Source organism: Ekhidna sp., from assembly GCF_965228795.1.
In the GTDB taxonomy this organism is placed as follows: Bacteria; Bacteroidota; Bacteroidia; order Cytophagales; family Cyclobacteriaceae; genus Ekhidna.
Genome location: NZ_OZ245839.1, coordinates 2,172,127 through 2,198,102, shown reverse-complemented (window position 1 = coordinate 2,198,102; position 25,976 = coordinate 2,172,127). Strand labels below are relative to the sequence as shown.

The 25,976-nt window shown below is 39.6% G+C and carries 25 protein-coding genes; 16 read left to right on the top strand and 9 right to left on the bottom strand.

Features of this window, described 5'->3' with window-relative positions; genetic code table 11:
- Window positions 1-178: 178 nt before the first annotated feature.
- The 5 genes from ACQK2H_RS09985 (at window position 179) to ACQK2H_RS09965 (ending at window position 5,747) form a co-directional block, all read left to right on the top strand.
- A complete protein-coding gene (locus ACQK2H_RS09985; RefSeq protein ID WP_425391296.1) occupies window positions 179-985 on the top strand; it encodes a M57 family metalloprotease in 807 nt (268 codons plus the stop codon).
- A 424-nt stretch (window positions 986-1,409) separates the two neighbouring features.
- Window positions 1,410-2,216, top strand: coding sequence for a helix-turn-helix domain-containing protein (locus tag ACQK2H_RS09980; protein WP_425391295.1), 807 nt, complete (start codon window positions 1,410-1,412; stop codon window positions 2,214-2,216).
- 2 nt (window positions 2,217-2,218) lie between these two features.
- Window positions 2,219-3,439, top strand: coding sequence for a serine hydrolase domain-containing protein (locus ACQK2H_RS09975; protein WP_425391294.1), 1,221 nt, complete (start codon window positions 2,219-2,221; stop codon window positions 3,437-3,439).
- Window positions 3,440-3,519: 80 nt separating this feature from the next.
- On the top strand, window positions 3,520-4,617 hold the full coding sequence (locus ACQK2H_RS09970; RefSeq protein WP_425391293.1) for a T9SS type A sorting domain-containing protein: 1,098 nt from the start codon (window positions 3,520-3,522) through the stop codon (window positions 4,615-4,617).
- 164 nt (window positions 4,618-4,781) lie between these two features.
- Window positions 4,782-5,747, top strand: a complete 966-nt coding sequence (locus ACQK2H_RS09965) for a YpdA family putative bacillithiol disulfide reductase (protein ID WP_425391292.1) — start codon at window positions 4,782-4,784, stop codon at window positions 5,745-5,747.
- 36 nt (window positions 5,748-5,783) lie between these two features.
- On the opposite strand, the gene ACQK2H_RS09960 is transcribed toward ACQK2H_RS09965, so the two are convergent.
- On the bottom strand, window positions 5,784-6,371 hold the full coding sequence (locus ACQK2H_RS09960) for a DinB family protein (RefSeq protein ID WP_425391291.1): 588 nt from the start codon (window positions 6,369-6,371) through the stop codon (window positions 5,784-5,786).
- 129 nt (window positions 6,372-6,500) lie between these two features.
- Between ACQK2H_RS09960 and ACQK2H_RS09955 the strand changes: the two genes are divergently transcribed.
- The 4 genes from ACQK2H_RS09955 (at window position 6,501) to ACQK2H_RS09940 (ending at window position 9,344) form a co-directional block, all read left to right on the top strand.
- Window positions 6,501-6,824 (top strand): tetratricopeptide repeat protein, encoded by a 324-nt coding sequence (locus ACQK2H_RS09955; RefSeq protein ID WP_425391290.1) that lies wholly within the window; start codon window positions 6,501-6,503, stop codon window positions 6,822-6,824.
- An 18-nt stretch (window positions 6,825-6,842) separates the two neighbouring features.
- On the top strand, window positions 6,843-7,424 hold the full coding sequence (locus tag ACQK2H_RS09950) for a YdeI/OmpD-associated family protein (RefSeq protein WP_425391289.1): 582 nt from the start codon (window positions 6,843-6,845) through the stop codon (window positions 7,422-7,424).
- A 95-nt stretch (window positions 7,425-7,519) separates the two neighbouring features.
- A complete protein-coding gene (locus tag ACQK2H_RS09945) occupies window positions 7,520-8,344 on the top strand; it encodes an alpha/beta fold hydrolase (RefSeq protein ID WP_425391288.1) in 825 nt (274 codons plus the stop codon).
- 133 nt (window positions 8,345-8,477) lie between these two features.
- Entirely contained in the window at window positions 8,478-9,344 is an 867-nt protein-coding gene (locus tag ACQK2H_RS09940) for an MBL fold metallo-hydrolase (protein ID WP_425391287.1), read from the top strand.
- A gap of 186 nt (window positions 9,345-9,530) precedes the next feature.
- On the opposite strand, the gene ACQK2H_RS09935 is transcribed toward ACQK2H_RS09940, so the two are convergent.
- Together ACQK2H_RS09935 and dnaB are read right to left on the bottom strand one after the other, a co-directional pair.
- Entirely contained in the window at window positions 9,531-10,502 is a 972-nt protein-coding gene (locus ACQK2H_RS09935) for a quinone oxidoreductase family protein (RefSeq protein ID WP_425391286.1), read from the bottom strand.
- 53 nt (window positions 10,503-10,555) lie between these two features.
- Entirely contained in the window at window positions 10,556-12,088 is a 1,533-nt protein-coding gene (gene dnaB / locus ACQK2H_RS09930) for a replicative DNA helicase (RefSeq protein ID WP_425391285.1), read from the bottom strand.
- A gap of 194 nt (window positions 12,089-12,282) precedes the next feature.
- Between dnaB and ACQK2H_RS09925 the strand changes: the two genes are divergently transcribed.
- The 4 genes from ACQK2H_RS09925 (at window position 12,283) to ACQK2H_RS09910 (ending at window position 15,064) form a co-directional block, all read left to right on the top strand.
- Window positions 12,283-13,086, top strand: a complete 804-nt coding sequence (locus ACQK2H_RS09925; protein WP_425391284.1) for an exonuclease domain-containing protein — start codon at window positions 12,283-12,285, stop codon at window positions 13,084-13,086.
- Window positions 13,086-13,394 carry a hypothetical protein gene (locus ACQK2H_RS09920; RefSeq protein WP_425391283.1) on the top strand — a complete coding sequence of 103 codons (309 nt, stop codon included), beginning with the start codon at window positions 13,086-13,088 and terminating at the stop codon, window positions 13,392-13,394. The genes ACQK2H_RS09925 and ACQK2H_RS09920 overlap by 1 nt, the downstream gene beginning before the upstream one ends.
- Window positions 13,395-13,529: 135 nt before the next feature.
- Window positions 13,530-14,618, top strand: coding sequence for a potassium channel family protein (locus ACQK2H_RS09915; protein WP_425391282.1), 1,089 nt, complete (start codon window positions 13,530-13,532; stop codon window positions 14,616-14,618).
- The gene (locus tag ACQK2H_RS09910) at window positions 14,615-15,064 is read left to right on the top strand and encodes a hypothetical protein (RefSeq protein ID WP_425391281.1); all 450 of its coding nucleotides are present in this window, start codon (window positions 14,615-14,617) and stop codon (window positions 15,062-15,064) included. The genes ACQK2H_RS09915 and ACQK2H_RS09910 overlap by 4 nt, the downstream gene beginning before the upstream one ends.
- A gap of 41 nt (window positions 15,065-15,105) precedes the next feature.
- Here ACQK2H_RS09910 and ACQK2H_RS09905 read toward each other — a convergent pair whose 3' ends face one another.
- Window positions 15,106-15,732 carry a GOLPH3/VPS74 family protein gene (locus ACQK2H_RS09905; protein ID WP_425391280.1) on the bottom strand — a complete coding sequence of 209 codons (627 nt, stop codon included), beginning with the start codon at window positions 15,730-15,732 and terminating at the stop codon, window positions 15,106-15,108.
- 78 nt (window positions 15,733-15,810) lie between these two features.
- Window positions 15,811-17,094 carry a cation:proton antiporter gene (locus tag ACQK2H_RS09900; protein ID WP_425391279.1) on the bottom strand — a complete coding sequence of 428 codons (1,284 nt, stop codon included), beginning with the start codon at window positions 17,092-17,094 and terminating at the stop codon, window positions 15,811-15,813.
- 131 nt (window positions 17,095-17,225) lie between these two features.
- Here ACQK2H_RS09900 and ACQK2H_RS09895 point away from each other — a divergent pair, with 131 nt between their 5' ends.
- Both ACQK2H_RS09895 and ACQK2H_RS09890 read left to right on the top strand, forming a co-directional pair.
- Window positions 17,226-18,560 (top strand): D-alanyl-D-alanine carboxypeptidase, encoded by a 1,335-nt coding sequence (locus ACQK2H_RS09895; RefSeq protein WP_425391278.1) that lies wholly within the window; start codon window positions 17,226-17,228, stop codon window positions 18,558-18,560.
- A gap of 78 nt (window positions 18,561-18,638) precedes the next feature.
- Window positions 18,639-19,022, top strand: a complete 384-nt coding sequence (locus ACQK2H_RS09890) for a hypothetical protein (RefSeq protein ID WP_425391277.1) — start codon at window positions 18,639-18,641, stop codon at window positions 19,020-19,022.
- Here ACQK2H_RS09890 and ACQK2H_RS09885 read toward each other — a convergent pair.
- Genes ACQK2H_RS09885 through ACQK2H_RS09875 form a run of 3 tightly spaced genes read right to left on the bottom strand, consistent with a single transcriptional unit; the run spans window position 19,010 to window position 24,801 of the window.
- Window positions 19,010-20,365: a TolC family protein gene (locus ACQK2H_RS09885; protein WP_425391276.1), complete on the bottom strand. Its 1,356-nt coding sequence runs from the start codon at window positions 20,363-20,365 to the stop codon at window positions 19,010-19,012. The two genes, ACQK2H_RS09890 and ACQK2H_RS09885, sit on opposite strands and share 13 nt — an antisense overlap.
- A 21-nt stretch (window positions 20,366-20,386) precedes the next feature.
- A complete protein-coding gene (locus tag ACQK2H_RS09880; protein WP_425391275.1) occupies window positions 20,387-23,596 on the bottom strand; it encodes an efflux RND transporter permease subunit in 3,210 nt (1,069 codons plus the stop codon).
- An 11-nt stretch (window positions 23,597-23,607) separates the two neighbouring features.
- Window positions 23,608-24,801: an efflux RND transporter periplasmic adaptor subunit gene (locus ACQK2H_RS09875; RefSeq protein ID WP_425391274.1), complete on the bottom strand. Its 1,194-nt coding sequence runs from the start codon at window positions 24,799-24,801 to the stop codon at window positions 23,608-23,610.
- A 141-nt stretch (window positions 24,802-24,942) separates the two neighbouring features.
- Between ACQK2H_RS09875 and msrB the strand changes: the two genes are divergently transcribed.
- Entirely contained in the window at window positions 24,943-25,344 is a 402-nt protein-coding gene (msrB, locus tag ACQK2H_RS09870) for a peptide-methionine (R)-S-oxide reductase MsrB (protein ID WP_425391273.1), read from the top strand.
- On the opposite strand, the gene ACQK2H_RS09865 is transcribed toward msrB, so the two are convergent.
- A complete protein-coding gene (locus ACQK2H_RS09865) occupies window positions 25,341-25,952 on the bottom strand; it encodes a hypothetical protein (RefSeq protein ID WP_425391272.1) in 612 nt (203 codons plus the stop codon). The two genes, msrB and ACQK2H_RS09865, sit on opposite strands and share 4 nt — an antisense overlap.
- Window positions 25,953-25,976: the final 24 nt, after the last annotated feature.

Below are 25,976 nucleotides of genomic sequence, written 5' to 3'. Positions count from 1 at the left end.
AATTATGGAGAATTTGGGAAGGCAAATCAATTGCTTTTTCTAAAACAGAATTAATAAATAAAATACCTTCCAATAATATTTGGTGCATAGGCCTCATTCTTAATATTTTCTTTCACAATGGTTTTATAATTCAAAGCAATTATTTAACTTCAAAATAAGAACCAAATTTTAATGTTTTATGAGAAGATTAAGCAAGCTGGGTGTCTTCGCCCTTGCTCTGGCAATGCTATGGTCATGCCAGGACAGCAATGAAGAACAACCTCCACAACTTGAAGAAGTGCCAAGTGATGTTTTGGCCAAAGTTGCCGATCTTGGATTTAACCCTGATGAAGTAAAGATGTACAATGGCATACTCTTTATTGAAGGTGATATCCGGGTCACTCTGGATCAATTGGAGAAAATGGCTCCAAGTGATGGTCTGCCCGTGGAAGAGCATTACCACACTGACAATTTAGTAAGTGGTACACCACGTACAATTAACGTTTATGTGCGCAACATGCCCACCAAGTATGCTCAAGCAACTGACATTGCTATTTCACGGTACAATGCAGAAAACCTAAACCTTACTTTTCAGCGAGTAACAAGCTCAAGTCAAGCAGACATCACTATTAGAGCGTCTCCTTGGTATTATTACTGGTTTGGAATTTTGGGATCAGCAGGATTCCCGGAAAATGGAGATCCATATGGTACCATCTTAATGACCAGAGGGTATTATGACAATGTTTCTAATATCAATGGTTTAGCTACAACAATCGCTCACGAAATGGGACACTGTATCGGCTTCCGTCACACAGATTACATGGATAGGAGCTACAGTTGTGGTGGTTCACCTGACAATGAAGGTGATGGTGGAGTTGGTGCAAATCATATCCCCGGAACTCCTACAGGACCAAGTGCTAATAGCTGGATGCTAGCTTGCGGCAGCCCTGAAGGAGATCGTCCGTTTACAAATGACGATAAAACTGCATTGGGGTACGTGTATTAAATATCCTTGTTCAAATCTTAATCTAAGGCGCAGCTAACACTGCGCCTTTTTCTATTTCTGAAAATCACACCAAAATTCTCATATTGAGAATACATTCCTTAGGAAAATCAGGAAATCGATGATATTAAGATTGTTCCTAATCTTGAAGTAAAATATATGGTGGAGACAAAACTCTCTTTAAATGCAACACCAAAAAGGTAACTAAGAAAGAGCATGGTTTAGGCAAGGTAGAGCGTAAGTATTAAGTGAATCCCCTTCATACTATACGTATGGTCATAGTTAAACCACCCTAGCTTTTGCCGGGGTGGTTTTTTTTTGTTTTTTGCCCCCTACAGTAAATGACGGGTAAATGACGGGTATATTGTAAACTGATTTTTTGCGAATGCACTTAGTTTCGAAATACTATTGCTGAAAAGATCGAAAAATGAAACAACCCGAACTAGGACAAAAACTGATTGAATTGCGTCAACAGAGAAATATGACGCAAGAGGAATTAGTAGAAGCATGTAATGTGAGTGTCAGAACCATTCAGCGCATTGAGTCTGGCGAAGTAACTCCCAGAATATCTACGGTGAAAATATTGCTTTCAGCACTAGAGGTAGATATTAAAGATTTCAAGGAAAACACAAAGCCCACAAAATCAGCTGAATACCTTAATTCACTTCAGTCGTGGCTGCAAGCAGCCTGGATTGCAGGGATCGTATATTTTGTTGTTGGTTTTATTGATGGCGCACTTGAAATTGACAGGTATGAATCAGGCGATCTCAATGTATCCCCTGCTTTCTACATTCCAATGAAACTGCTTTATTTTATTTCATACACCATCTTCATTTATGGGTTCATCAAGCTTTCGGATTACTTCAATAACTATCTATTAAAGGTATCCTCCTACATTATGATTGGTTTATTTGCATTCATCACTTTACTTGATATCACCTCATTATACCTCGATATTAGTGATGCAAACCTGATTATGATTGGTGTTGGGGAATCCATGTCAGTTGGTGTAATTGGTATCCTTATCGGTATAGGACTCATGAGGCTTCAGGACGGCATGGGGATTTTAGCTAAGGCAGCCGGAATTGTTGAAATAATAGCAGGTGGTTGTTTTCTCATTGTAATAGGGTTTCTGATGGGATATATCATGTTAATTCCTGCTATAATTCTAGAAGTCATACTTCTCTTCAAAGGGTATGAGTACATCAAATCTGAACGCTTAAAAACACACTAATCATGAAAAAATTGCTGATTTTAGCAGGACTTTCAAGTCTTGCCTGGTTAATCTATGCCCTGTTCCAACCAATAATTGACTGGAATTTCGGTTGGAACCAAATGCCTGATAGCATCCAAAAACAAACCTTTACAGGGACTGAAGATCCCATGTATTATGACGCGATTCACGCATCCAAGCTACACCTGGATAGCATAGTGCAAATTAGTGAGTCACCCTCTCTTTCGATTGCTGTAATGATCCAGGGGAAAATGGCCTTCACGTATGTGTTGGGATTTCAGGATCTTGAGAAACTAATACCAGCAGATACTTCCACCAAATATCGGGTCGGAAGTGTTTCTAAGGCATTGTCCTCTCTGGGTTTAGCAAAGATGGTAGAAGACGAAACCCTTAATCTCGACTCATCCATCCAATATTACACTGAACTGTTCCAAGACAAACCTGATATCTCAATCAGGCAATTGGCCTCTCATCAATCCGGAATAAGAAACTATGGAGCATGTTTTTGTTTTCCGGTCTGGGAATACTATCGGAATGCAGAATTTGAGAGCGTGGAAGCAAGCCTGGGTCAATTTGAGAAGGATGATCTACTATTTGAACCAGGAGCATCTTTTTCCTACAGTTCATATAACTACACGGCATTGAGTTACGCCATGGAAAAAGCTTCCGCCAGAAATTTTTTGAGCTATATGGGAGAATATGTATTCGATCCTTTGCAGATGGAGAACACAGCAGCAGATAAGAGCGAATCAACCAACAAGGCAATACCTTATGAAACCAACGACGGGGAATATAAAGAAGCCTTTCAGGTAAACCTCAGCAACAAATGGGCCGGTGGTGGCTTTATTTCTACTCCTTCTGATCTTGTTAGGGCTGGTAATGCGTTGCTGGATTCATCGTTTTTAGATCAGTCAACCATCGAGGAGCTCATAACCCCACAACGATTAAATGACAATACGATCAATGAACAAAACTATGCCCTTGGGTGGCGTCATGATTTCTCAGAAAGATACTTTGGTGGTAAAACAAAAGTTGAGATAATCCATCATGGAGGAATGGCTGTTGGGGGAATGGCACTATTAGCCGTTTACCCTGAATACAACCTGGTCTTTGCCATTACAATGAATAAGTCAGGCCAAAGAGGAAGATTTGAGCTTTTTGATTACATGAGGCCTATTGTGGATCTCTTTTTAAGGAGAGAAATCCAAGTTGAACTAGACTAGAGTCGTTACATTTAATCTATCACTAAAATTACTTCAATTTGAAATAATCAGTATATTTGCTTATAACTAATCTATAAACTATGAATAAACACATCACTATTATTTTTATAATGCTTTCAAGTTGTTTGCATTTAAAAGCCAATAATATAACAAACCTTCCTGATTTAAAACCTACATTAATTTACGCCAATGTTTTTGAAAGTAATGGTGTATGCTACACTGAAATAATTGCGAAAGTAAAAAATATTGGATCGGCTGCTTCAGCAGCATGTCATGGGGTTCTTTATTTAGAGTCTTCATCTTTTCAAACTTATATTCCAAGCATTCAAGCAAATCAAGAGAAAGAAATTGCAATTCGGCTTGCTGCATCTAATTTAGATCCTCAAAGTTGGGGTTTTGAAGCAGATTCCCAAGATATAATTAACGAGTTAAATGAAAATAATAATCTAAAAAATGTATATCGTCTCGGGGGATCTTTAGGCTCATGTAATGATGACTCTGGACCTGGGTCTGGGTCTGGATCGCCTGATTTAACTGTTGATATTACCTACGCACCTAATATAATCAACATTAGTTCACAGAGCTATTATGCTGATTTTGAAATCAAAAATGTTGGAGATGCATCTTACAATGGTAGTTTTAAACCCAACCCAAAATGGAGAGTTTTTCTTTATCCTAGTAATTCCTCACCGACAAACGAAGATGTTATTTTTTCAGGCAATATTGGTTTTATAAGCCCCGAAGATTCCAAAACGATAAGTATTCCACTTGGAAATGGTGCTTCTCTTAACCCATCATTAGATTATATCCTTAAAATGGAGGTGGATTGGGAAGACGAAGTTGAGGAATCAGACGAAACTAATAACGAAGTAATGAAAACAATTGCAGTGAATTCATCTAATGGTGTAGCTCCTCCAAACGGAATTTCTCCTTTTAAGCAAATGAAGGTTTTTCCAAGCATAAATGATGGTAATTTCCAGATATCAAATACACAAATACAACCTACTGAATCTTTCTCCATTACAATTACTGGCCCATCGGGTAATATAGTTTATCAAGAAACTAAAACTGGCCCGGTTACTCAGAGAATTGATCTTACGTCTTTAAAAGAAGGTGTTTATATAATAAGGAAAGAGTCAAGTTTAGGGATTGAAATTTCAAAATTTATCAAAAAATAGTATTCTGATATACTTATACCCACCTGATCAAATTGAATCGGGTGGGTTTTAATTATATTATATGTCCTAATAAAATAGCTTTAATGCATATCGATTTGCAAATTCTATAAATGTTTTAGATAAAGATGTGATGATGAATTATTATCCGAATTTACCTTCGCAGCATGAGCGAAGTTCTTGATGTCTTAATTGTTGGTGCGGGACCCATTGGTCTGGCATGTGGCATAGCATGCGAAAAAGCAACCCTTTCCTACGCAATTGTTGATAAGGGATGCCTTGTAAATTCTCTTTACAACTACCCGAGAAACATGACATTCTTCTCAACCTCCGATCGACTTGAGATTGGAGGTATTCCATTTATTTCACATAATCCTAAGCCTACCCGACCGGAAGCACTGGAATACTATCGGAGAGTGGCCTCTTCATGGAACCTCAACACACATCTCTATGAACGAATCGAAGAGGTGAATAAAGATGAAGATCACTTTACCATCCATTCAAGCAGGAGAACCTATCTTGCTAAAAATCTGATCATCGCTACGGGGTTTTATGACCTGCCTTATATGCTGAATGCTCCGGGTGAAGATTTGCCAAAAGTGAAGCACTACTATGATGAACCTCACCCCTACTATGATATGGATGTTGCAGTAGTGGGTGCAGCCAATTCTGCCGTTGATGTAGCGTTGGAGGTGTATCGCAAAGGGGCTAAGTCCGTCACTATGGTGATCAGAGAAAAAGAGATTAATCCACGAGTCAAATACTGGGTAAAACCAGATATCGATAATCGCATTGCTGAAGGGTCAATCACAGCGCATTTTGAAAGCAACATCACTCGTATAGAAGAGCACTCCATTGATATCCAGACACCAAAGGAACAGCTGACAATACCTAATGATTTTGTATTGGCCATGACCGGCTATCAGCCGGACTTTTCTTTTCTCAAGCATGTGGGTGTGCAGATTGGGACAGATGAATTTAAGACACCCGTTTACGATGAAAAAACCATGGAGACGAATGTTCCGGGTGTCTACCTCGCTGGAGTAATTTGTGGTGGACTAAAAACCAATGCCTGGTTTATAGAGAATTCCAGAGAACATGCGGAGGTGATTATTAAATCAATCAAGAAGTAACGGAAGATGCCGGATCAAGTCCGGCATATCAATTAATTAATTTCTCACCCTCCCCTGCAACACGCTGATGTTCTGATTGATTGGATTTCCATTGGTCCGTCTGAAGGTGATTATTTGGCCCACATGATTAATCGCATCAGCAATGGGCCCGTTGATCAGGTTCCAGAAAGGAAACTCCACGCTAGGAAACTCCATGTTATACCTGGCTAGGTCTTCACCGTCCGCATTCTTTAGCGTCTCGCTCGCCTGGCGGATATTCTCGAGTGTCAGGTCTCTTTTCTCTTCAAAAGAAAGCCCTTCTACTTTTACTCCCTCAAATGGCTTTTCATTCACCGCATTGACCAGAATCTGTGTAAGAGACAAAATATGATTGATGGTCTCCTCCACATTTCGTGCACCTTCACTTGGCCGAAAGTTCAGATCGTCTGCAGTTAATCCTTCCGTTCCCCAATAATACCGAAAGCCCAGGCCATCCACCATCCGTGCCACAACTGTTCCGGCATTGTATTCTTCAGGATAGTCCGGAATTTGATAGTAATAATCAGTGGAATCCCCATCCTGTGCAAAAGAGGAGGTGGTAATTAAGGTAATTAGTGAAATAATAATGCTTCTTGAATATTTCATTTGTCTCTTTTTTTCTGGAAAGCCTAGTCGTCCCACCACTAAAAGTGGTGGGACGACCTTAAAGACTAATCATGTTTTCGTGGATCACAAATATTTTATTATGAGTGTTCTCAAAAGTAATTTAGTCTCATGAATTCAGACCGGATCTCACTCCTCAAAAAGTTCATATCAGAAGAACCCACAAATCCGTTCAATAAGTATGCTTTAGCGATGGAGTACTACGAGACTCAGCTGGAAGAATCGCTATCCCTACTTCGTTCCTTGTTAGCTGACCATCCTGACTATCTCCCAACCTACTTCAAGGCAGCTCACCTGCTATGGGAAAATGAAAACTGGGATGAGGCCGATGAGGTATTTCAAACAGGAATCAAACTGGCAGAACAGCAGGAAGACCAAAAAGCACTGCAAGAATTGAAAGCGGCTTACCTAAACTTTGAATTTGATCGGGATTGATATTTTTGATTTATGAAAATGGCTAAAACACCCGAGGAGTATTTTTCATGGAATGAGGAATACCGTGCATTGCTGGAAAAGCTTCGATCCATTCTTCAGTCCACAGAACTAGAAGAAAAGATGAAGTGGGGCATCCCTACCTACTGTTGGAAGAATAAAAACGTTGCAGGAATAGGCGCTTTTAAAAGCTATGCAGGAATATGGTTTTTCAATGGGGTGTTTTTGAAAGATCCTGCCAATGTGCTGATTAACGCCCAGGAAGGGAAGACTAAAGGCATGCGCCAATGGCGATTTGAAACCGTAGGTGACATTGACGAAAAGCTTGTCCTCGATTACATCAAAGAAGCGATCCAAAATCAGAAGGATGGAAAAGAGATCAAGCCCGAGAAAAAGCCATTGATTATTCCTGATGAGTTAAAGGAAGTGTTAGCATCTAATAGCCTGCTTTCTGAAGCATTCGACTCCCTCACGCCTTCTCGCAAGCGAGAGTATGCCGATTATATCGCTGAAGCCAAAAGACTGGAAACCAAGCAAAAACGATTGGATATAATTAAACCGATGATCATGGATAAGCTGGGCTTGAATGATAAGTATAAGTGACAAACCCTACGTCAGTAGAAAAATGGTATATTTAATAACAGCTTATTTGGTTAGAACATAATGTACCAAGCTACCCAGCAACTTTACATTTTCGCATGAAAATAATAACGTTCTTCACATTAACGGTAATATGTTTGGAACAAGGTTTTGGTCAATGTTCTAAAACAGAAGCTATTGTAGAGGTAAATGGTATCAACTTGTACTATGAAGTCTGTGGAGAGGGAGAGCCCCTTTTTCTGCTACATGGCTGGACACAATCTTCGCGGTTTTGGTCAGATTACCTACCAACCTTCGCTGAACATTTTAAAGTTTATTCAATAGATCTTCGCGGACATGGAAAAACTTCCCCATTAACTACTGACTTCTCAATACAAAAATCGGCAGAGGATATCCTGGAACTCTTGAACCAACTAAAAATAGAAAAGACAAATGCAATTGGGCTAAGCTTCGGGGGCTTAGTGCTACTTGAATTAGCTAATTCATATCCAGAGAAAATACAGACTATGATTCTTATTGGTGCTGCTAGCAACTATGATGGAAGCAAAGTAAGCAGTGAGAAAACACTATCATTCAAAAATCTACCAAAACAATATGCTGAAGAACTAAAAAAAACACATTATCATGGAGAGGATCAAATTAATGCCTTGTTCAATCCTAATCTCAATTACCAAATCAGTCTAACAAATGAAGACCTGAAGGCCTTTAAATTCAGTACACTAATTATTAATGGGGATCAAGATGAATTACTAGGAATTGATCCAGCGTTCGAATTGCATAGAAATATTCCAAACTCTTCCTTGTGGATTGTTCCAGGCACTGGACATCTTGCTATTACAGGGTCAAATAAAAAAAGCTTCTTGATAAATAGCTTAAAATTCCTGAAATTTGGAAACGAAGCAACAGATTCAGTGGATAAATAGCACTGAAGGTACTTAATGATAGGTGGGTAGGCCATTAAATAATAAGGTGATGAAGCTCTACGTTAATCTTTTCTCAATTTCCCTTGCCTTACTTTTATGCTCAAGAATCATGGGTCAGGGTAACAATGAAGGCGTGTCTTCTTTAAAAATCACTACACTTTCAACAATGCTTGCAGACAGAGGTATTGGAGAGTGGGGTTACGCTGCTCTTATTGAAGTTGATGATAAGAAAATACTCTTTGATACGGGACAAAAACCACAAACTGTTTTGGCAAACGCCAATGAATTGGGTATCGATTTAGCTGATGTTGAGGATGTATTTTTAAGTCATAATCATTTTGATCACACAGGCGGGATTCTTACCCTCAGAAGAGCGTTAAAAAAAATTAATCCAAATGCGCTAAGTCGAATCCATGTAGGTAAAGGAATATTTATTCCGCGAGACAAATTCTACAACATGGATCAAATTAAGAAAGAACTCGAAGCGGATGGAGTTCAATTTTTTATTTATGAAGATCCAAATGAATTGTTTCCTGGCGTCTGGATAACAGGACCAGTTAAGCGTATTCATCCAGAAAAAAATTGGTACCCTGGTAACAAAATCATGATTGATGGAACAGAAGTGGAAGACAATATTCCTGAAGATCAGTCACTTGCAATAGAGACTCCTAATGGCTTTGTTTTAGTCTCAGGTTGCGGTCATGCTGGAATTGTTAATACTCTGGAGTCCATAAAATCAAATATTAAGGATAAAAAGATCACGACCGTAATTGGTGGTTTTCATCTGGTAAGTGCAACGGATCAACATTTAGCATGGACTGCAGAAAAATTAAAAGATTTTGGCGTGGTGAATGTCATTGGATCTCACTGCACAGGGATCAATTCACTTTACACCTTACGTAATCTTTTGGATCTGGATCGAAAACATGCAGTCGTTGGTTCTGTTGGTGATAGCTATGATTTAGAAAAAGGGATAAAGGCTGGATACATTGCACGGTAGATTTGTGCATACATTCCAGTTCTAGTAAAATTTATATTTTCTTGTTTAAGCCATTGCTTTTACCTCCACGTCTGTAAGGGATAGTGGATATTGTACTAATATTAATTCTTTTGGAATCCTCGTTGCAAACGAGGACTAGAATAGGTATAAATAATTGTCACCCTGAGGTTCTCGAAGGGTGACTTATCAAAACCGCACCACGATCTTCCCAAAATGATCCGGCGCTTTAAAACGATCAAATGCGTTTAGGTAATCTTCCAACTCATAGACTTGATCAACCGTCGGTTTTATCTGATACTTATTAACGCATTCAATCATTTCCACAAACTCATCGTCGTTTCCCATTGTGGAGCCCATAATCTGAGCTTGTGACCAGAAGAGCCGGAACACATCCACCTTCTCCGGGTGTCCGGTCGTGCTCCCATACATTACAATTCGTCCGGCTGGTTTCACGATTTTTAGGTAATTGTTTAACTGGTTGCCACCGGCACTATCAATTATTGCGTCGTATTGTCCGGCTTCTTTGAACCACTTCTCCTCTTTGTAGTTGAAGCCAGCCTTCACTCCCATTTTCTTCACTTTCTCAATCTTCTCTACACTTCCACTCGTCACATAAACTTCAGCACCTGAGGCTATTGCAAATGCAATGGCAAATTGGCTCACACCACCCCCGGCACCCGTAACAAGCACCCTTTTTCCGGGTTTTGCACCTCCTTTTTTAATGGCAGCTCGGAATGCAGTAAGACCTGCAAGCGGCAAGGCAGCAGCCTCTTCATTACTAAGGTGTGATGGTTTTTTCTGCAAGCTATGGACAGGCACTTTAATATATTCTGCAAGGGTGCCATTGGTCGGCATGCCCAATACTGAGTAGTCTGAAGACTGAACTTCCGGGTTGTTACCCCAGTTCACATTTGGGTTGATGATTACCTCTTTACCTTTCCATTCAGCAGGTCCTACTTCCACTACCCCGCATCCATCCGATCCAAGCACTGTTCCAAACTGAATGCCCGGATACATGCCTTCCCTGATCCACTGATCTCGTCGATTCAGTGCAGCAGCTGAAATCTTCACTAAACATTCATCACTTGACACTTCTGGTTTATCCATATCTGTCAATTGAATCGGTTCCGATTCTTGCGTAATTGTGATTGCTTTCATTCTTTAGTTACAAGTTTTTAGCTGTAAGCAACAAGCAGACGAAAATTAAAAAATTAGAATGGAGCATCATCCTCCGGCCCCTCATCGCCTCCATTTGCCTTACTAGGTAGCGTGATGGTGAAATCATCGTTTGAAGGACCAGAAGTTGGGAAGCCTCCAAATCCATTGCCTTGGTCTCCATCCCAGTCGGTGAACTTAGTGAACTTGCCAATGAACTTGAGATTGACGGTATCCAGTGATCCGTTTCTGTGCTTGGCAATGATTACCTCACCTAGTCCCTGAAGTGGCATACCCGATTCATCGGTATCCAATCCATAGTACTCCGGACGGTAAAGGAACATTACCATATCCGCATCCTGCTCAATTGATCCGGATTCCCTCAAGTCAGAAAGTTGAGGCCGCTTATCACCCCCACGTGTTTCCACTGCCCTACTCAACTGTGATAGAGCCAGAACAGGGACGTTCAGTTCTTTTGCTATTCCTTTTAAGGCCCGTGAAATCGAAGCAATTTCTTGTTCCCGGTTTCCTCCGCCCTTACTACTGTCTCCACTCATCAACTGGAGGTAGTCAATGATGATCAGCTTCACTCCGTGTTGTGCTGCCAGCCTTCGACACTTTGCTCGTAGCTCCAGGATACTTAATGCTGGAGTATCGTCAATGAAGATCGGTGCTTCCGAAAGCTTTCGAGTTTTATGGATCATCTGTTCCCATTCATAGTCGGCCAGATCTCCTTTCTTAATTTTTTCACTTGGCAGTTCTGCTTCAGCAGAGATCAAACGATTGACCAGCTGTACGGATGACATTTCCAGTGAGAAGATGGCCACTGGAGTATTGAAATCGATGGCTGCATTTCGAAGGGCGGAAACCACAAAGGCTGTTTTACCCATACCCGGACGTGCAGCAATGATCACCAAATCTGATGGCTGCCAACCGGAGGTTACTCGATCCAGTGCGGAGAACCCACTCGGCACTCCTGTTAGCCCATCCTTACGATCCTTTCTAACCTGAATCTCATCAATCGCCTGATGCATCAGCGAGCTCATTTTGTCATAATTCTTTCGGATGTGAGATTCTGACACATCAAATAATGATTGCTCTGCCCGATCCAACAATTTGAATACATCTATTGTATCCTCGTATGCATCTTTTTGGATCTCCGAAGAAATCCGAATCAGCTCCCGTTTAATGGACTGCTCAGCTATAATCCGCGCATGATACTCGATGTTGGCAGCCGAGTTTACTTTGGTAGTGAGCTCGGCAACAAAGTGCGCACCACCTACTACCTCAAGCTTAGCCTCTTTACGAAGCTGATGAGTAACCGTCTTTATGTCAATTGGCTGACTGTCGTTGAACAGCGCTACAATAGCTGCATAAATCTCCTGATGGGCATCTTTGTAAAAACTCTCCGGATGAAGAATGTCAATGACATTGGAAAGTGCATCTCTTTCGAGCATCAGTGCTCCAAGCACTGCCTCTTCAATTTCTACTGCCTGTGGTGGAAGTTTACCTAAATGTTCTGAAAGTGTGGAAAGACCTATTCTGCGACTTTTTGCTGCTGATGTAGATGTTTGCTTAGCTCCTTCCATGAGGTTTCGTTTGTAAATTAGATTGGCTCTACAAACTTAAGTTGTTAACGCTCATTGAGTCGGAAAAATTCTCATGTGTTTATCTTCAATATTCCCACAAGTTTTCCACACCAACTTTCTAACTTCCAACTTCTGACTCACAGCTCCTAACTTCTTTCTACTATCTTTGATCACTCACGTTTAAAAGGAATATTTTGTTCAAACTCAATCTTAAAAACCCTTTAGTCGTATTTGATTTAGAAACGACCGGAACCAATATCTCACAGGACAGAATCGTAGAAATTGCGATGGTGAAAGCCATGCCTGATGGCACAGTTGAAGAAAAGTGTCGAAAAATAAACCCAACCATACCAATACCACATGAAACCAGCCTAATCCATGGTATTTATGATGAAGATGTTAAAGATGAGCCTACTTTCGCACAGGTGGCAAAATCATTGGCTCAATACCTGGAGGGGTGTGACCTGGCGGGATTTAACGTTTTAGGATTTGATGTTCCTGTACTGGTTGAAGAATTCTTGAGAGCAAACGTTGATTTTGACGTAGACAATAGAAAAATTGTAGATGCGCAGAAAATTTTTCATTTGATGGAAAAGCGCAACCTGACAGCTGCCTATAAGTTCTATTGCGACAAAGACCTGGTGGATGCCCACAGTGCACTGGCTGATACGAAAGCAACGTATGAAGTGTTAGTGTCACAAATTGAAAAGTATGAGGGTGAAGAAGCCTTTGACGGGCTTGGCAAAAAACTAGCAACCATTGAAAATGATATGGGAAAGCTGCATGAACTTACCACATCCGGCCGTGTAGATCTGGCAGGAAGAATGATCTACAAGGATGGTATTGAAGTGTTCAATTTCGGTAAGCATCGAGGTAAACCAGTAGCAGATATTCTTGCGAAAGAACCGAGCTTCTACGATTGGGTAATGAAGGGTGATTTTCCTTTGGATACCAAAAGAAAGCTAACTCAGATCAAACTGAGAGGTTTTAACCGGTAATGAGTCATGACCATGCAATCATCGTTTATTTCGAAGGTTGGATCAATAGCCTTGAGCCCATCCATAGGTTATCAGAACAATTGCGTGAGCTACTAGATTCAATTGATGGTGCTGTTTTTGATGGTCATGAGATTGCGTTAGATGGCAGCCACGGAACACTTTATTTTTACTGTGATAATGCCAAAGAATTGTGGGGATTAATCAAACCCACGCTATTGGCAGCAGACTTAATCAAATGCAAAGAAGCAATGTTGAGGTTAGGCAAACCGGGGACTGATGCAGAAGAAATAATCATCAATCTTCCTTAAGTGCAAGAAAATAGGATTTCCTAGCAGCATCAAAACTTACTATTACTATCTTAGACACCATTGTATTTGTTTCATCCCAAAAACTACTGAGTCAAAAACATCTTGAATATGTTATATTTGACTTTTACCTAGCCTATGTCAAATACCTTAAAAAAGAATGCCAGCCTACGCCTGATCTTTTTCATTGCGTTTGTTGTAGTCATCTACCTTTTTCTGGTTTGGCTGCTTGTTTTCGTTGAGAAAGATAGCGGTCAGTCAGCACTAAATAATTATTCAAATGCTTTTTGGTATTCATTAGTAACACTGACTACTGTGGGTTATGGAGATATCTTCCCTGCTACGATATGGGGGCGATACATTTCAATGATATTCATTCTTACGAGTATCGGTATTTTCGGAATATTAATAGGACAACTTACTACGCTTATGACAACAATAAAGGAAAACAAGAAGCTGGGTTACAATGGCACCAATTTCAATAATCATGCGGTTATTATTGGGTGGAATGAATTTGGATGGCACGTTGTGGATCAATTGGTTGGTGTCGGTCGGCTAGTGGCTATCGTGACCAATAAAAAAGACGATGTTGATCTCATAAGAGAAAAATACAACCCCAAAAATGTATTTGTTCTATTCAGCGATTACAATAATCATGAACTAATCAAAAAGGCAAACATTGATGAAGCCAATATTGTGTTTGTAAATATGATGGACGATACGGATAAACTGGTGTATGTGCTGAATTTGAAGAAAGTGTTTCCTGAAACAGAGTTTGTTGTCACTTTGGAGAATGGAGATCTTAAGAATACATTCTTGGCGGCAGGTGTTAGCAATACGATATCAACACAAGAGATTTCATCTAAACTGCTGGCATCTTATATGTTTGAGCCTGATGTTGCCTCTTACAGTGAGTCTGTTCTTTCGTATGCCAAATCAGACAGTGATTATGACATCAAGCAGCTTTTAATCACTCCGAATAATCCATACAATGGAAAAGCGTATCAAGATGTATTTTTTGATTTAAAAAAGAGATACAACTCAGTTTTGATCGGAATCACTAAGCGTGATAAATTCGGTCATAAGAAACTCATCAAAAATCCGCTGGGGGACTTGAAAATTAATACCGGTGATTATTTGATCATACTATTGAATGGCAAAGCATTCAAGCTTTTAAAACGTGTATTTGGTGTGGAAGAAGGAATGGTTAAACACAGAAAGAAATGAGAAAGCTATTTTTGGTTGGTTCCATTGCGTTATTATTTTCATGTGAAAACAAGGATATAAACGAAGGTGAGGAATTTCGTCCCAGAGCGGTTAACGACAATTTTGAAGATACCCACTTTACCAAGATCAAAGTAGATGGTGTTGAATACATCATGACTGAGCGTGACAACAACAACCCGCACGAAGGTTTTGGATTCATGGCTTTTCGAGCGAATAAGCTGATGGAAAAGCAAGACACGCTCATATCTTATATGCGCACGCTTCAGCACTTTCAAAATAAGATTTACACAAGGATGTATGGGATTTCCGAAGATTCCGGTCAGGTTGCTTTTGAAATGAAGCTGATCGAATTTCTAAAACAGGAAACCAGAGAACTAGAAGAGCTGGAACGAGAGGATCTGGTGAATACTTCAACACAAGACACTATAAACGACGAAGAGGAGTAAACACTCCTCTTCATTTTTAATAAGATATGTAATGCTTGAAATTACTCAAATAGATCTTTAAGCATTCGCAGCGCATTCGCAAGGTCTTCATCTACTCCCGAACGCTCAATTATTTCTTTTCCTACTTTCTCTGCATCAATTAATTCGTCCTTATCTCTGAACACTTCACTTAGGATATTGCAATCATCGATCAGTGAAAAAAGAATTGTAAATGCAGGTGAAGGTTTAGCACTTTTAAAAACAATTGCCTTTAAGTTATTTCTGATCTCTTGTTCGAACGCATAGTTTGCATTGTCCATTCGGTCAGAAAGTGGAATCCAAAGAAGCTTCGTTTCCTCTTTCTTGAGAATGCCTCTCTGAACTAAAAGCGCATTTAAATCCTCCTGAATGTCCTTGAATTTGCCTGAAAGCGTCTTAATTTGATCAGTGATTGATGGACCTGTTTTTAGCTTTTTCAAGACATTGTCCAGGATTCCGTTACCAGTACCGATTGTATCAACCACAGAAATATTTCCGCCATCCAGTTTGATTTTCTTCAGCAAATACAACTCTAGTATACATGCTGCGACTACACCAGGCACTACCGTTTTCTCGGCAGCAGCCAAAATTCGTCCTTCTTCGTCATCTAGAGCGATCAAATAAAATCCTTCTGCGATGCTTAATTTCATAGTTGGTTATTTTAAAAATGCAATGTTTCTCAATGAGCGAATTTCATAAATTTTAGTTAAAGACCGATACCCCAAAGATTATTTTTTCAACAATGAGCCAATAGTAAGGCCCTGAACCAATATTGAGAATACCACTACACAATAGGTAGTAAATAGAATAATGTCCTTAATTTCATCAGGAAAAGCTATATCTGTAAGTGAAAGAGCTAGCGCAACAGATATACCTCCTCGTAGACCTCCCCATGTTAAAATCTGAATGGTTTTAGGTTCAAACTCCCTGAATCGCTTCATAATTGTTATTGGAATACTTACTCCAAGGAATCTGGCGAAAAGAACGATTACGATACCGATACCACCTATTGCCAGATTGCTGAGTGTGAATGATTCCGCTATCACAAGCATTTCAAGTCCGATCAGGATGAATAGAATAGCATTCAATGCCTCATCCAGCAAATGCCAGAATTTAAATACGTACTCTCCGGTCGCATTTGCAAGCTTTTCGTCGCGTCCTTGATTACCGATGAATAGTCCCATCACTACCATCGCAAGTGGTGCAGATACGTGAATCATTTCAGAAATACGACCACCCACCATTACAAGTGTTAGTGTCACGAGTACTTCCAGTTCCACATGATCATTATCAATGAAGTTGAGTAGTTTAAATCCACAAAATCCAAACACTGCTCCAAGTAGTAACCCTCCAAAAACTTCTACACTAAATAGCATAGCAACACTTGCGGCGGTAATCTCTCCAGCACCGTGACCACCAGGCTCATGAATACCAGCCTGGGCCTTAGCAATCCCTAAAATCGTCAGGAATATTACTACCCCTACACCATCATTAAATAATGATTCGCCGGCAATCTTGATTTCTAATTTTTTTGAAAGTCCAAATTGTTTTGTCAGTGCTAAAACGGCAATCGGGTCAGTTGGTGATATCAAAGCACCGAACAATAGACAATAAATAAGATCAATTTCGAATCCGATTATTGGTGGGAAAATGTAATACACCAAATAGCCCACAAGAAATGTAGACATCAATGTTCCAATAGTTGCCAGGATAATAACCGGAACTCGCTCTTCTATAAGCTTATTCAGGTTGGTAGACAGGGCGCCTGCAAATAGCAGGAAGTTCAGCATCACATTCATCAACACCTCTTCAAAGTCAAACTCTGCGATGATGTGTTCTGCTCCCTCCGTGATAGAAGGGAAAAAATAACCCAGTACCAATATAGATACTGACATAACCAGTGCTATAAACATCAATCCAATGGTGGATGGAAGTTTAAGTACGGTAATGTTGATTAATGTAAAGGCGGCAGCCAAAAAAATCAGGAGTGTGATTAATTCTAATATACTCATTGGTAACTAGGTAGAAGTTTCTTTTGGTTTTAGATTAGTAGAGCAAAATAAGTAATTTACAAATACGAAAAAAAATCGTGCTCCACAAACGGAAAAATAGCTTAATTCAGCGTAATTCACTACTTAAATTGATGTTTCAGTATTTTTCCTTACCCTCAATCAAGAGAAACCCCTATCCTATTAAAGCGATAGTCATTGCTCTATCATTCATTCATGGTTGTGCAGGTGTTAAAAAGCTTGCTGTGGAAAAGGATATATCGCAGCTACTTAATCAATCAGAAGTCTTCTCCAACCAATTTACCGGTTTCAGCCTTTACGATATGGAAACGGATGAATTTCTAGCAAGTCACAATTCTACATTAAAATTCACACCTGCATCAAACACCAAGCTCCTAACAATGTATGTGACGTTAAATACGTTTACTGATTCTATACCGTCATTGATATACACTGAAAATGATTCACTATTGAATGTTCAGCCGCTTGGCGATCCGTCTTTTCTTTATGAACCATTTACAAATCAAAGCACCTTAGATTTTTTAAATCAGCAAAACAAATTAAGAATTAGCTGGCCTTCTGAAGACCCCAACCCTTTTGGGTCCGGCTGGGCATGGGATGATTACATGTATAGCTATCAACCTCAGCGAGCCTGGTGGCCAATTTATGGAAATACCGTACGTATCAAAAAGGTCAATGATACGATCACGGTAACTCCCTCTTTTTTTGAAGATTATGTAGAAATAGCAGAGCAAATCAAACCGGGCGAGCTTATTGAAAGAGAATTAAAATTCAATGTATTCAAAGCATATTTAGAGAGTGATACTTCGGATTTTGAGCGAATTATACCTTTTGAATACTCAAAAGAGCTTTTCATCCAACTTTTATCGGACACCTTGTCTACTCCTGTCGTACTTAATCTTGAAAACACACTTTTCACAGACACACTTTATTCCCAACATGTAGATACTGTTTTAGCTTCTATGCTCAAACCAAGTGACAACTTCCTTGCAGAACAGCTTTTACTAATGGCAGCCCGGTGGAACGGCTATGATGAAGTAAAACCGTTTATCAAAGAGATTAAAAATACCTGGCTTGCTAGCTTGAATGATTTTGTTTGGGTAGATGGATCTGGTTTGTCCCGATATAATTTGATTGCTCCTGTAGATCAGGTCCGTTTACTGAAGAAGTGCCATGATCAGTTTGGCTGGGAGCGAGTGACCTCCCTTTTGCCGACCGGTGGTGAAGGTACATTGGAGGAGCTTTACCTTCCAGGTGAGGATGAACCTGCCTACATCTTCGCAAAAACAGGAACACTCAGTAACAACCACAACTTGAGTGGTTTTTTAATCACACGTTCTGGAAAGCGAATGATCTTTTCTTTGATGAATAATCACTACACCCGGCCGACTAAAGAGATCAAGCAAGCCATGCAGCAGTTTCTATTGGAAATTCGAAATGTATATTAATTCACACTCAAGGGCATTTAAAATCACTACTTCCAATAGGGGCTGATTCAGTCTATGTTGTATTAGTAGTAAAATGCTATGAAAAAGGTTTCTATTCTATTACTATTAGGTGTAATGGTATTCACCGGATGTTCAAAAGATGATGAGGCTGGGCCTATTATCGATATTGGAATAACTGAGGATGCTGTACAATTAACAAATCAAAGGCAGTTTAAAGTCTACTATCACCTTGTAGACGAGCGTTTTTTAGGGCTAAAAGGTGTTTACCCTGTAGGAGATGATCAACCTCACCTGGAAGCCCGGGAGTCAATTGAAATTCCATTTGATGAAATTCAAGGATATGACGTAAATGATTCCGAGCGAATAATGATTCACTATTGGAACAGTGTCGTAAATGATGGAGAAGAAAAGGCCGATGAAGTAAGGATCGTATCTATCGCAATCTCTGGTCAATCTTTATAAGCACGAATCAATCCGCCAGTTAACCTCATAAGCTCAATTTTAGAATTGATAAGATTGTAAGCTGCTTGCAACTTCAGAATAGAAGATGATAAGTAATTGTTTTGAACGTCCCGGTAATCAAAGGAATTAATACTGCCATTTTTGAACTTCTCCTCTGATAAATCCAGGTTAGTTTTGGCTGCCTCCTCCCTTCTTGAGTTGATTGCAAAAAGTTGTCGTCTTACATTATACCTATCCAATGCTGAAAGCAGATCTCTGTCAAGAGAAGTTTCCATTTGGTCCACTCTTAGCTGTCCCACTCGCTCATTTACCATCGCATTTTTAATCGCTCTGTTTATTCGACCTCCATCAAACAACGTATATGAAAGTGTAAAGCTGGCCGTATAATTATCTGTTACGCTGTTTAGACGAGTGTCGGGTCCGCCAGAAAATCCGCTTCCGGTAAAAAAAACAGCTTCAGAAAGGTCTAAACTGTTCCTGTTTTCTGAAAAAGATGCATTTAATGCCAACGTTGGATATCTATCGGCATTACTTAATTTGGTTGCTTCACCTAATAATGATTGAGTGATGTATTGCTTTTTAAGATCTACATTTTTTTGGATCATCTGAGACCTGAGATCATCGAATGTGTAGGTTTCATCAGGCAATTGCAGGGTATCCATAAAGACATATGTTTTGGCTACATTTTCTTCTGCAAGTAATACATTTAGGTCTCTGATTGCATTTCTGTAGGTAAGCTGTTGATTGATATAGTTGATAGAATCTGTCAGATAATTGCCTTCTTCCAGCAGGATATCAGTCGTCACTGCACTACCTAAATCAGATTTAATCTTTATGTATTGGTATTTATCCCTGGAAAGCGCCAACTGCTTTTCAAATTCATTTAATCGTTCGTATTCAAGAACGGCCAGGTAGTACCCTAAAATGATGCTTTGAAGAGTGTTTGCTATGACCACCGAAGCATTACCTTGCGATTCAGCTTGAAGTAATTCTAGTCGCTTTTTAGTGATATTAGCCCTGAACCCATCAAATAGAGTCCAGTTTACATTCAAAGTAGGGTTAAGTGAATTCGATAATGTTTGTCCCTGAGTGGCCGTAGGAAATGCTACTTTGACATTATCAGTCAGGTTATTGTTTTGATTCACTGATAGACTAATGGTAGGCCATCTACCGGCCTGTCCCCAGTCATTGTTATTTCTTGCCACTTCCACATTGCCTTCCTCTATCAGAATGCCATAATTTCTTTGCAAACCGATTTGAATGGCATCAGAAAGTGATAATTGCTCCTGACCATAACTTAGGGAGAGGCATAATATTCCAATTGAAAAAATAAGTTTTCTCATCTCAAATAGTAGTGTAGTGATTTAAGCAGATTCTTTGTACTCCTCTATGCGCCTTTCATCAATAAGCACACGTTCAACATCTTCGCGTGTAGGTTTTTTACCTGTCCATAGCCATTTCGCAGCTCTCCGAATATCATTAAACAAAACAATGAATACCGGGAAATAAAGCAGTATGATGAACGTACCTATCAGCACTCCATATGCCACAGATATTGCCATCGGAATAAGGAATTGAGCTTGAAAGCTTGTCTCCTTGATCAAAGGGTATAAACCTAATACTGTTGTCAGTGATGTCAACATGATTGGACGAAACCTGGAAAGACCTGCGTTATATGCTGCTTGATACACGGACATCCCTTCGTCTTTGATTAATGTATTGAATTTGGAAAGGAATACTACCGCGTCATTAATTATGACTCCTGATAGTGCTACCATTCCCCAAACACTTAGCAATGAAACAGGAAGTTCTTTTGCCGGTGATATCCAGTCTTCTATCCCATGACCTAAAATTGCACCAAACCACCCAAGAGGAATCATCATGATGATTAATACCGCTTGATAGTATGATCGGAAAGTAATCATTAGAATAAAGAAGATTAGCAAGAATGCACCACCGAAATACAATCCAATCTCTTTACCGGCTCTGTTACTTTGTTGGGATTGCCCTCCATAGTCAATCACTACAGAAGGGAATTTTGCTTGTAGGTCAGGCACAATCTCCTCTCTTATTTTCTTAAGTATCGGTGGAACTTCACCAAAAGGATCGATCATTTCCGCTTCAACTGTAATGGCCCTGGATGTATTGTAATGCTTAATTCCGGAGACGCCTCTCTCAATCTCATAATCTGCAAGCTGGGAAAGTGGGAATTCCTGCCCTGTTTGCGTCTTGATCTTAATATCCTCCAGTTGATTGATGCTTTTCCGACCTGACTCAGGGTACCTTACCCATACCCTCAACTCATCATTCCCTTTCATAAATCGCTGCACCTCTTCACCAAAAAACCCTTGACGCATTTGTTTGGTAATATCATTGTGATTTAGGCCCAGGAAATAAGCCTCCGGGCGCAAATCAAAGAGCATCTCTCTTCTACCCACAGGAACATTATCTTCTATTTCTTTTAAATCAGCAATTCCTGCCAGTTCGTCTTTCAAAAACTGCTTTGCCTCACCTAACTCTTCATAGTTTTTACCCATCAACCGTATCGAAACAGGCTTACCAAATCGATTTCCACCACCAATGGCAAATTTCTCAGCTTCAGAAACAGGTCCAATTTCAGCTCTTATTTTATTTATTAGATCAAATTGATTGAGTCCATAATCGTCTAGCTCTTTATAGAAGATATTTATTGAACCTGTGTGAGATCCGGACTCCCATTGTGAAAAGCCTACATTCGTAAAAGTATTATTGACAATGTCATCCTCAATTTCAAATTCATTCTTAAGATCACTATTTACTTTCCAGATTGCACTTTCGAACTGCGACAAGTATTGTTCAACTTTTTGCTCCCTTTCGCCAGGTTTAAAAGCAATGTTAATGTTGAAGCTATTGAATGGGATTTGAGGGAAGAAAGTGGCTTTAATTTGACTTCCGGCTAGTAATCCCATAATTATGATCAAAAATCCTGCAAGCATTGACAGAGACACCCATCTGTTTTGCATTGTGAATCTTAGCCCCTTACCGTAGATGTTATCTCGCATGTAATCGATCACTCCATTAAGAGATTTTCTTACTTTATAACTTCGGGTGTTTTCCTTTTTCACTTTCAAAACACTCTTGCTTGCAAGGTGTGCAGGCAAAACGAAGAATGCCTCTAGTAGTGAAAACCCAAGACTAAAGCAGACCACAAATGCCATGTCTCTCAGAAACTCGAATCCTCCAGTTAAAAGCAGCAATGGAGTGAAAGCAACTATTGTGGTGGTAACTGAAGTAAATACGGCCGGTAATACTTCTATGGTGCCATTAACTGCAGCCTTGATTGGATTGCCATGCTTTTCAAAATGGGAATAGATATTCTCTGCGATTACGATACCATCATCAACCAAAATTCCTATCACCAGGATCATCCCAAATAAGGAAATCATGTTGATGGTCAGACCAACAAAAGTTCCAAGTATAAACATCCCCAGGAAAGATGACGGTATTCCCCATGCGACCCAAAAGGAAAGCCTAAGACTTAGGAAAAGACCGAGTGAAATCAATACAAGCAAAAGCCCAACAATACCATTATTAGTTAAAAGGTCGAGCCGCTGATTTAGCATGCTCATAAAGTCCCATGTCATGTGGAGTTCAACCGCACTGTTCCTGTTATTGAAATCCTCTACATATGCATTTACCACTTCAGAGATTTCTTCTAAATCTTCTGTCTCAAGCTTTCTTACCTCTATGAAGACCGCTTCTTTACCACTTAGCATGGCTTTAGATGGTACATCTGCAAACTGTTCCTTAATCACAGCAATGTCTTTGAGAAGCACTTCGCTACCATCCTGATTACTTCTGACTACAATATTTGCTATGTCATTGGCTTCCGTCTCTTTTGCCTTCGAACGTATTAATATTTCCTCTTTTGGAGATTTTACTGATCCTGCAGATATGTCTCGATTGTTTTGTCGTACCGCATTTGCCACTTGATCAAACGTGAGATTGTATCTAAGTAAATCTTGCTCGCTTACTTCTATTGAAATCTCAAGTGCTGGAAAGCCGGAAACATTTACTTGCGAAATGGCTTCCATCGCCAATAAATCGTCTTCGATTTCCTCTGAAAACCGCTTTAGTGTCCTAAGGTCAACATCGCCGGTTAAACCCAACCATTGTGCGGTGGATTGTTGTTTTTGTTTAAAAACTATAGGCTTTTCTGCGCCGGCAGGAAAAGAATTGATACCATCAACAGCATTCTTTACTTCTGTGTAAATATCATCGATATCATAATTGTCAAATGTGACCAGCGTGATATTGGCAGAATTTTCTGATGAGGTAGACATGATCTCATCAATTCCGGGAATGGAATTAATCGCCTCTTCAATTTTAAGCGTCACACCTTCTTCCATTTCCTCCGGTGAAGCCCCCGGATATGCTACCGAAATGTTGATGTTTCGATCGCTACGTGTTGGAAAAAAAGATTTCTTAGTATTGGCTATTGATACAATCCCACCGATCAGCGTTAATGCAATTAGAATATTTGCCAGTATTGGAAACTTAACGAAGTATTCTACGAGGTTTTTTATAAATGTCATTTCCGTTGAGTTTAGTTAGATGCAGTGGGTGTATTGCCGGCTGAGGAAGTTTCTTCCACACTACCTATTTCCAGATTAATGTCTTTTACCTCTTTCTTTTCTACAACCATATTATTGTAACCTCCAATCAGCGCATCTACTACTAAGTCCTCTCCTTGATCTAGTCCACTAATGATCGCTTCTTCTCCAGCAAGTCTGATTACATCAATTTGTCTTGTTTTCAGCAGTGTATCTTCGACCACAAATACTTCATTTCCATTGTAAATGGCATTTCTGGGCATAATCATACCATCTTTTACTGTTCTAGCGGGGATTGATGCCTGAAAGAACTGGCCGTCATAAATCTTCTTATCGGATGACTTTATCGCAATGAAAACATCCACTGATTGAGTATTTTGATTTACATAATCACTAATGCGAGTGACCACACCGTCAAGGTATTGATTCATCTCATCTGAGTAAATCTTCACAGGTGTATTGGTCTTTATCCAGGCAATATCTTTAGTCTCAACTGCTACCTTCAGTTCATGCACTCCTCTTCTCATAACAGTACCAATACTGACACCCGGATTCACAAATGAACCCGATTGCATATTGATTTGCATAATACTACCCTCAAACGGAGCGTAAAATCTATGCTTATCTAGTCTTGCTTCCGTACTTTTTATACTATAGTATGAGCTGTAAATACCTTTTGTTGCTAAGAAAATCTTTTCTTTCTCAGATTTTACTTTAGGAAGCGGCCCGAACTTTTCATCTATATCCAATGAATTGAAATAGGATTTCCATTCATCAAAATTGTCATCGAAATCAACCTTTAGGTCTGGAAGTATTCCAGCAAGATCTCTAAGAAAATTAGATTTTTGTGACTTAAGGTTTAGGGCAGGCTCTTTGTCATCAATGTAGAATATCAAATCTCCCCTTTTAAAACTTTCGCCTTCCTTTAATTTCACATTCCCCTGATACATTCTTCCGGATACTTCAGAAAGTAAATCAAGCGTTTGAGCTGTTTGAACTCTTCCGTGTGTTACTACATCCGTTTGAATTGTTCGATAGTTTACCTCTTTTGTCTGAACGACTTTCTTTACAGCGACAGGCTTTTTCTCCTTTGGGTCTTCCTTTTGTCCGGCAAAGAATCCGGCCAGGCCAATAGCTAACACAAGAATACCTATCGATGATAGTATGATGATTAGTTGTCTTTTCATTTTGAGTATTGTAGTCCAATTATTTAATGAGTAATTCGGTTAATAAGTTGCGCTAATTTTTAGTTATGTGATAAGTGGACTTTTACGTACCTGAACTGTTTTATCTTAGCATTAGTTGGTAATGCATAATGAACCTCAGAAATGGACAAAATCAATAAATCTGAAGAAGAATGGAAAAAGGAGCTTTCCGAAGAACAGTATTACATCCTTCGTGAAAAAGGCACAGAAAGACCGTGGATCGGAGCTCTCTTAGAAAATAAAGACAAAGGTATTTATGAGTGTGCGGCGTGCGGAAACGAATTATATTCATCTGAAACCAAGTATGATTCAGGTTCAGGATGGCCGAGTTTTTACGATCCCATTTCTGCTAATGCTGTTGATTTTGAAAAAGATAAGTCCTTTGGAATGATCCGAACAGAGGTCAAATGCGGTCGCTGTGGAAGTCACTTGGGTCACATATTTCCGGATGGTCCAGAGCCAAGCGGTCAAAGGTACTGTATGAATTCAGGGGCTTTGAATTTTAAAAAGAAGGATTCGAACTAAGCAACAGTGTTAAGCTTGGTAATTCTAACAAAGTTGTCATCAATCATCCACAAGAAATGCGGTTGGATATTAACTACTATTCCATCTAGCGTAGATTTAACAAAAAAAGCGGTTTGATTCTGCTCATTTTCATTTTCTAAATAGGCGTTCACCAACTCGCCCTTCATATTTCTGACTATCGGCACTTCACCTGTGACCTCCACTCCCAAAAAATCCGATAAAGCCGCCATGGACATATTTGCTATCAGGTTTTCTATTTCCGCCATAAAATCATGGCGCATCATTTTGTCATGAGAGGCTCTTGAGTGTGTCATTCCTTCGGGTAAGCAAACCTGATTGATTAAATCCATCTCATGACTATTGATGATAAAGTAAAAGGCACCATTGATTTCACCTTTGAAAGCCACTTTCATTAGGTTTACCTTAAACCTTCCTAAATCATCAAATTCATGCAGTGGTTTTAGCTCACCTTCGCCAAATTGTATCAGATCAGGATTAACTCTAATACGTAGCATCTGCTCCATAGATTGAGCTGCCTTCTTGAGGGATTCCTCGATCATCTCCTCAATAATCTCTAAATGTAATTCTGATAAGTTCCCTCTGCTCACAACTGATCTGTACTGAATTATGGA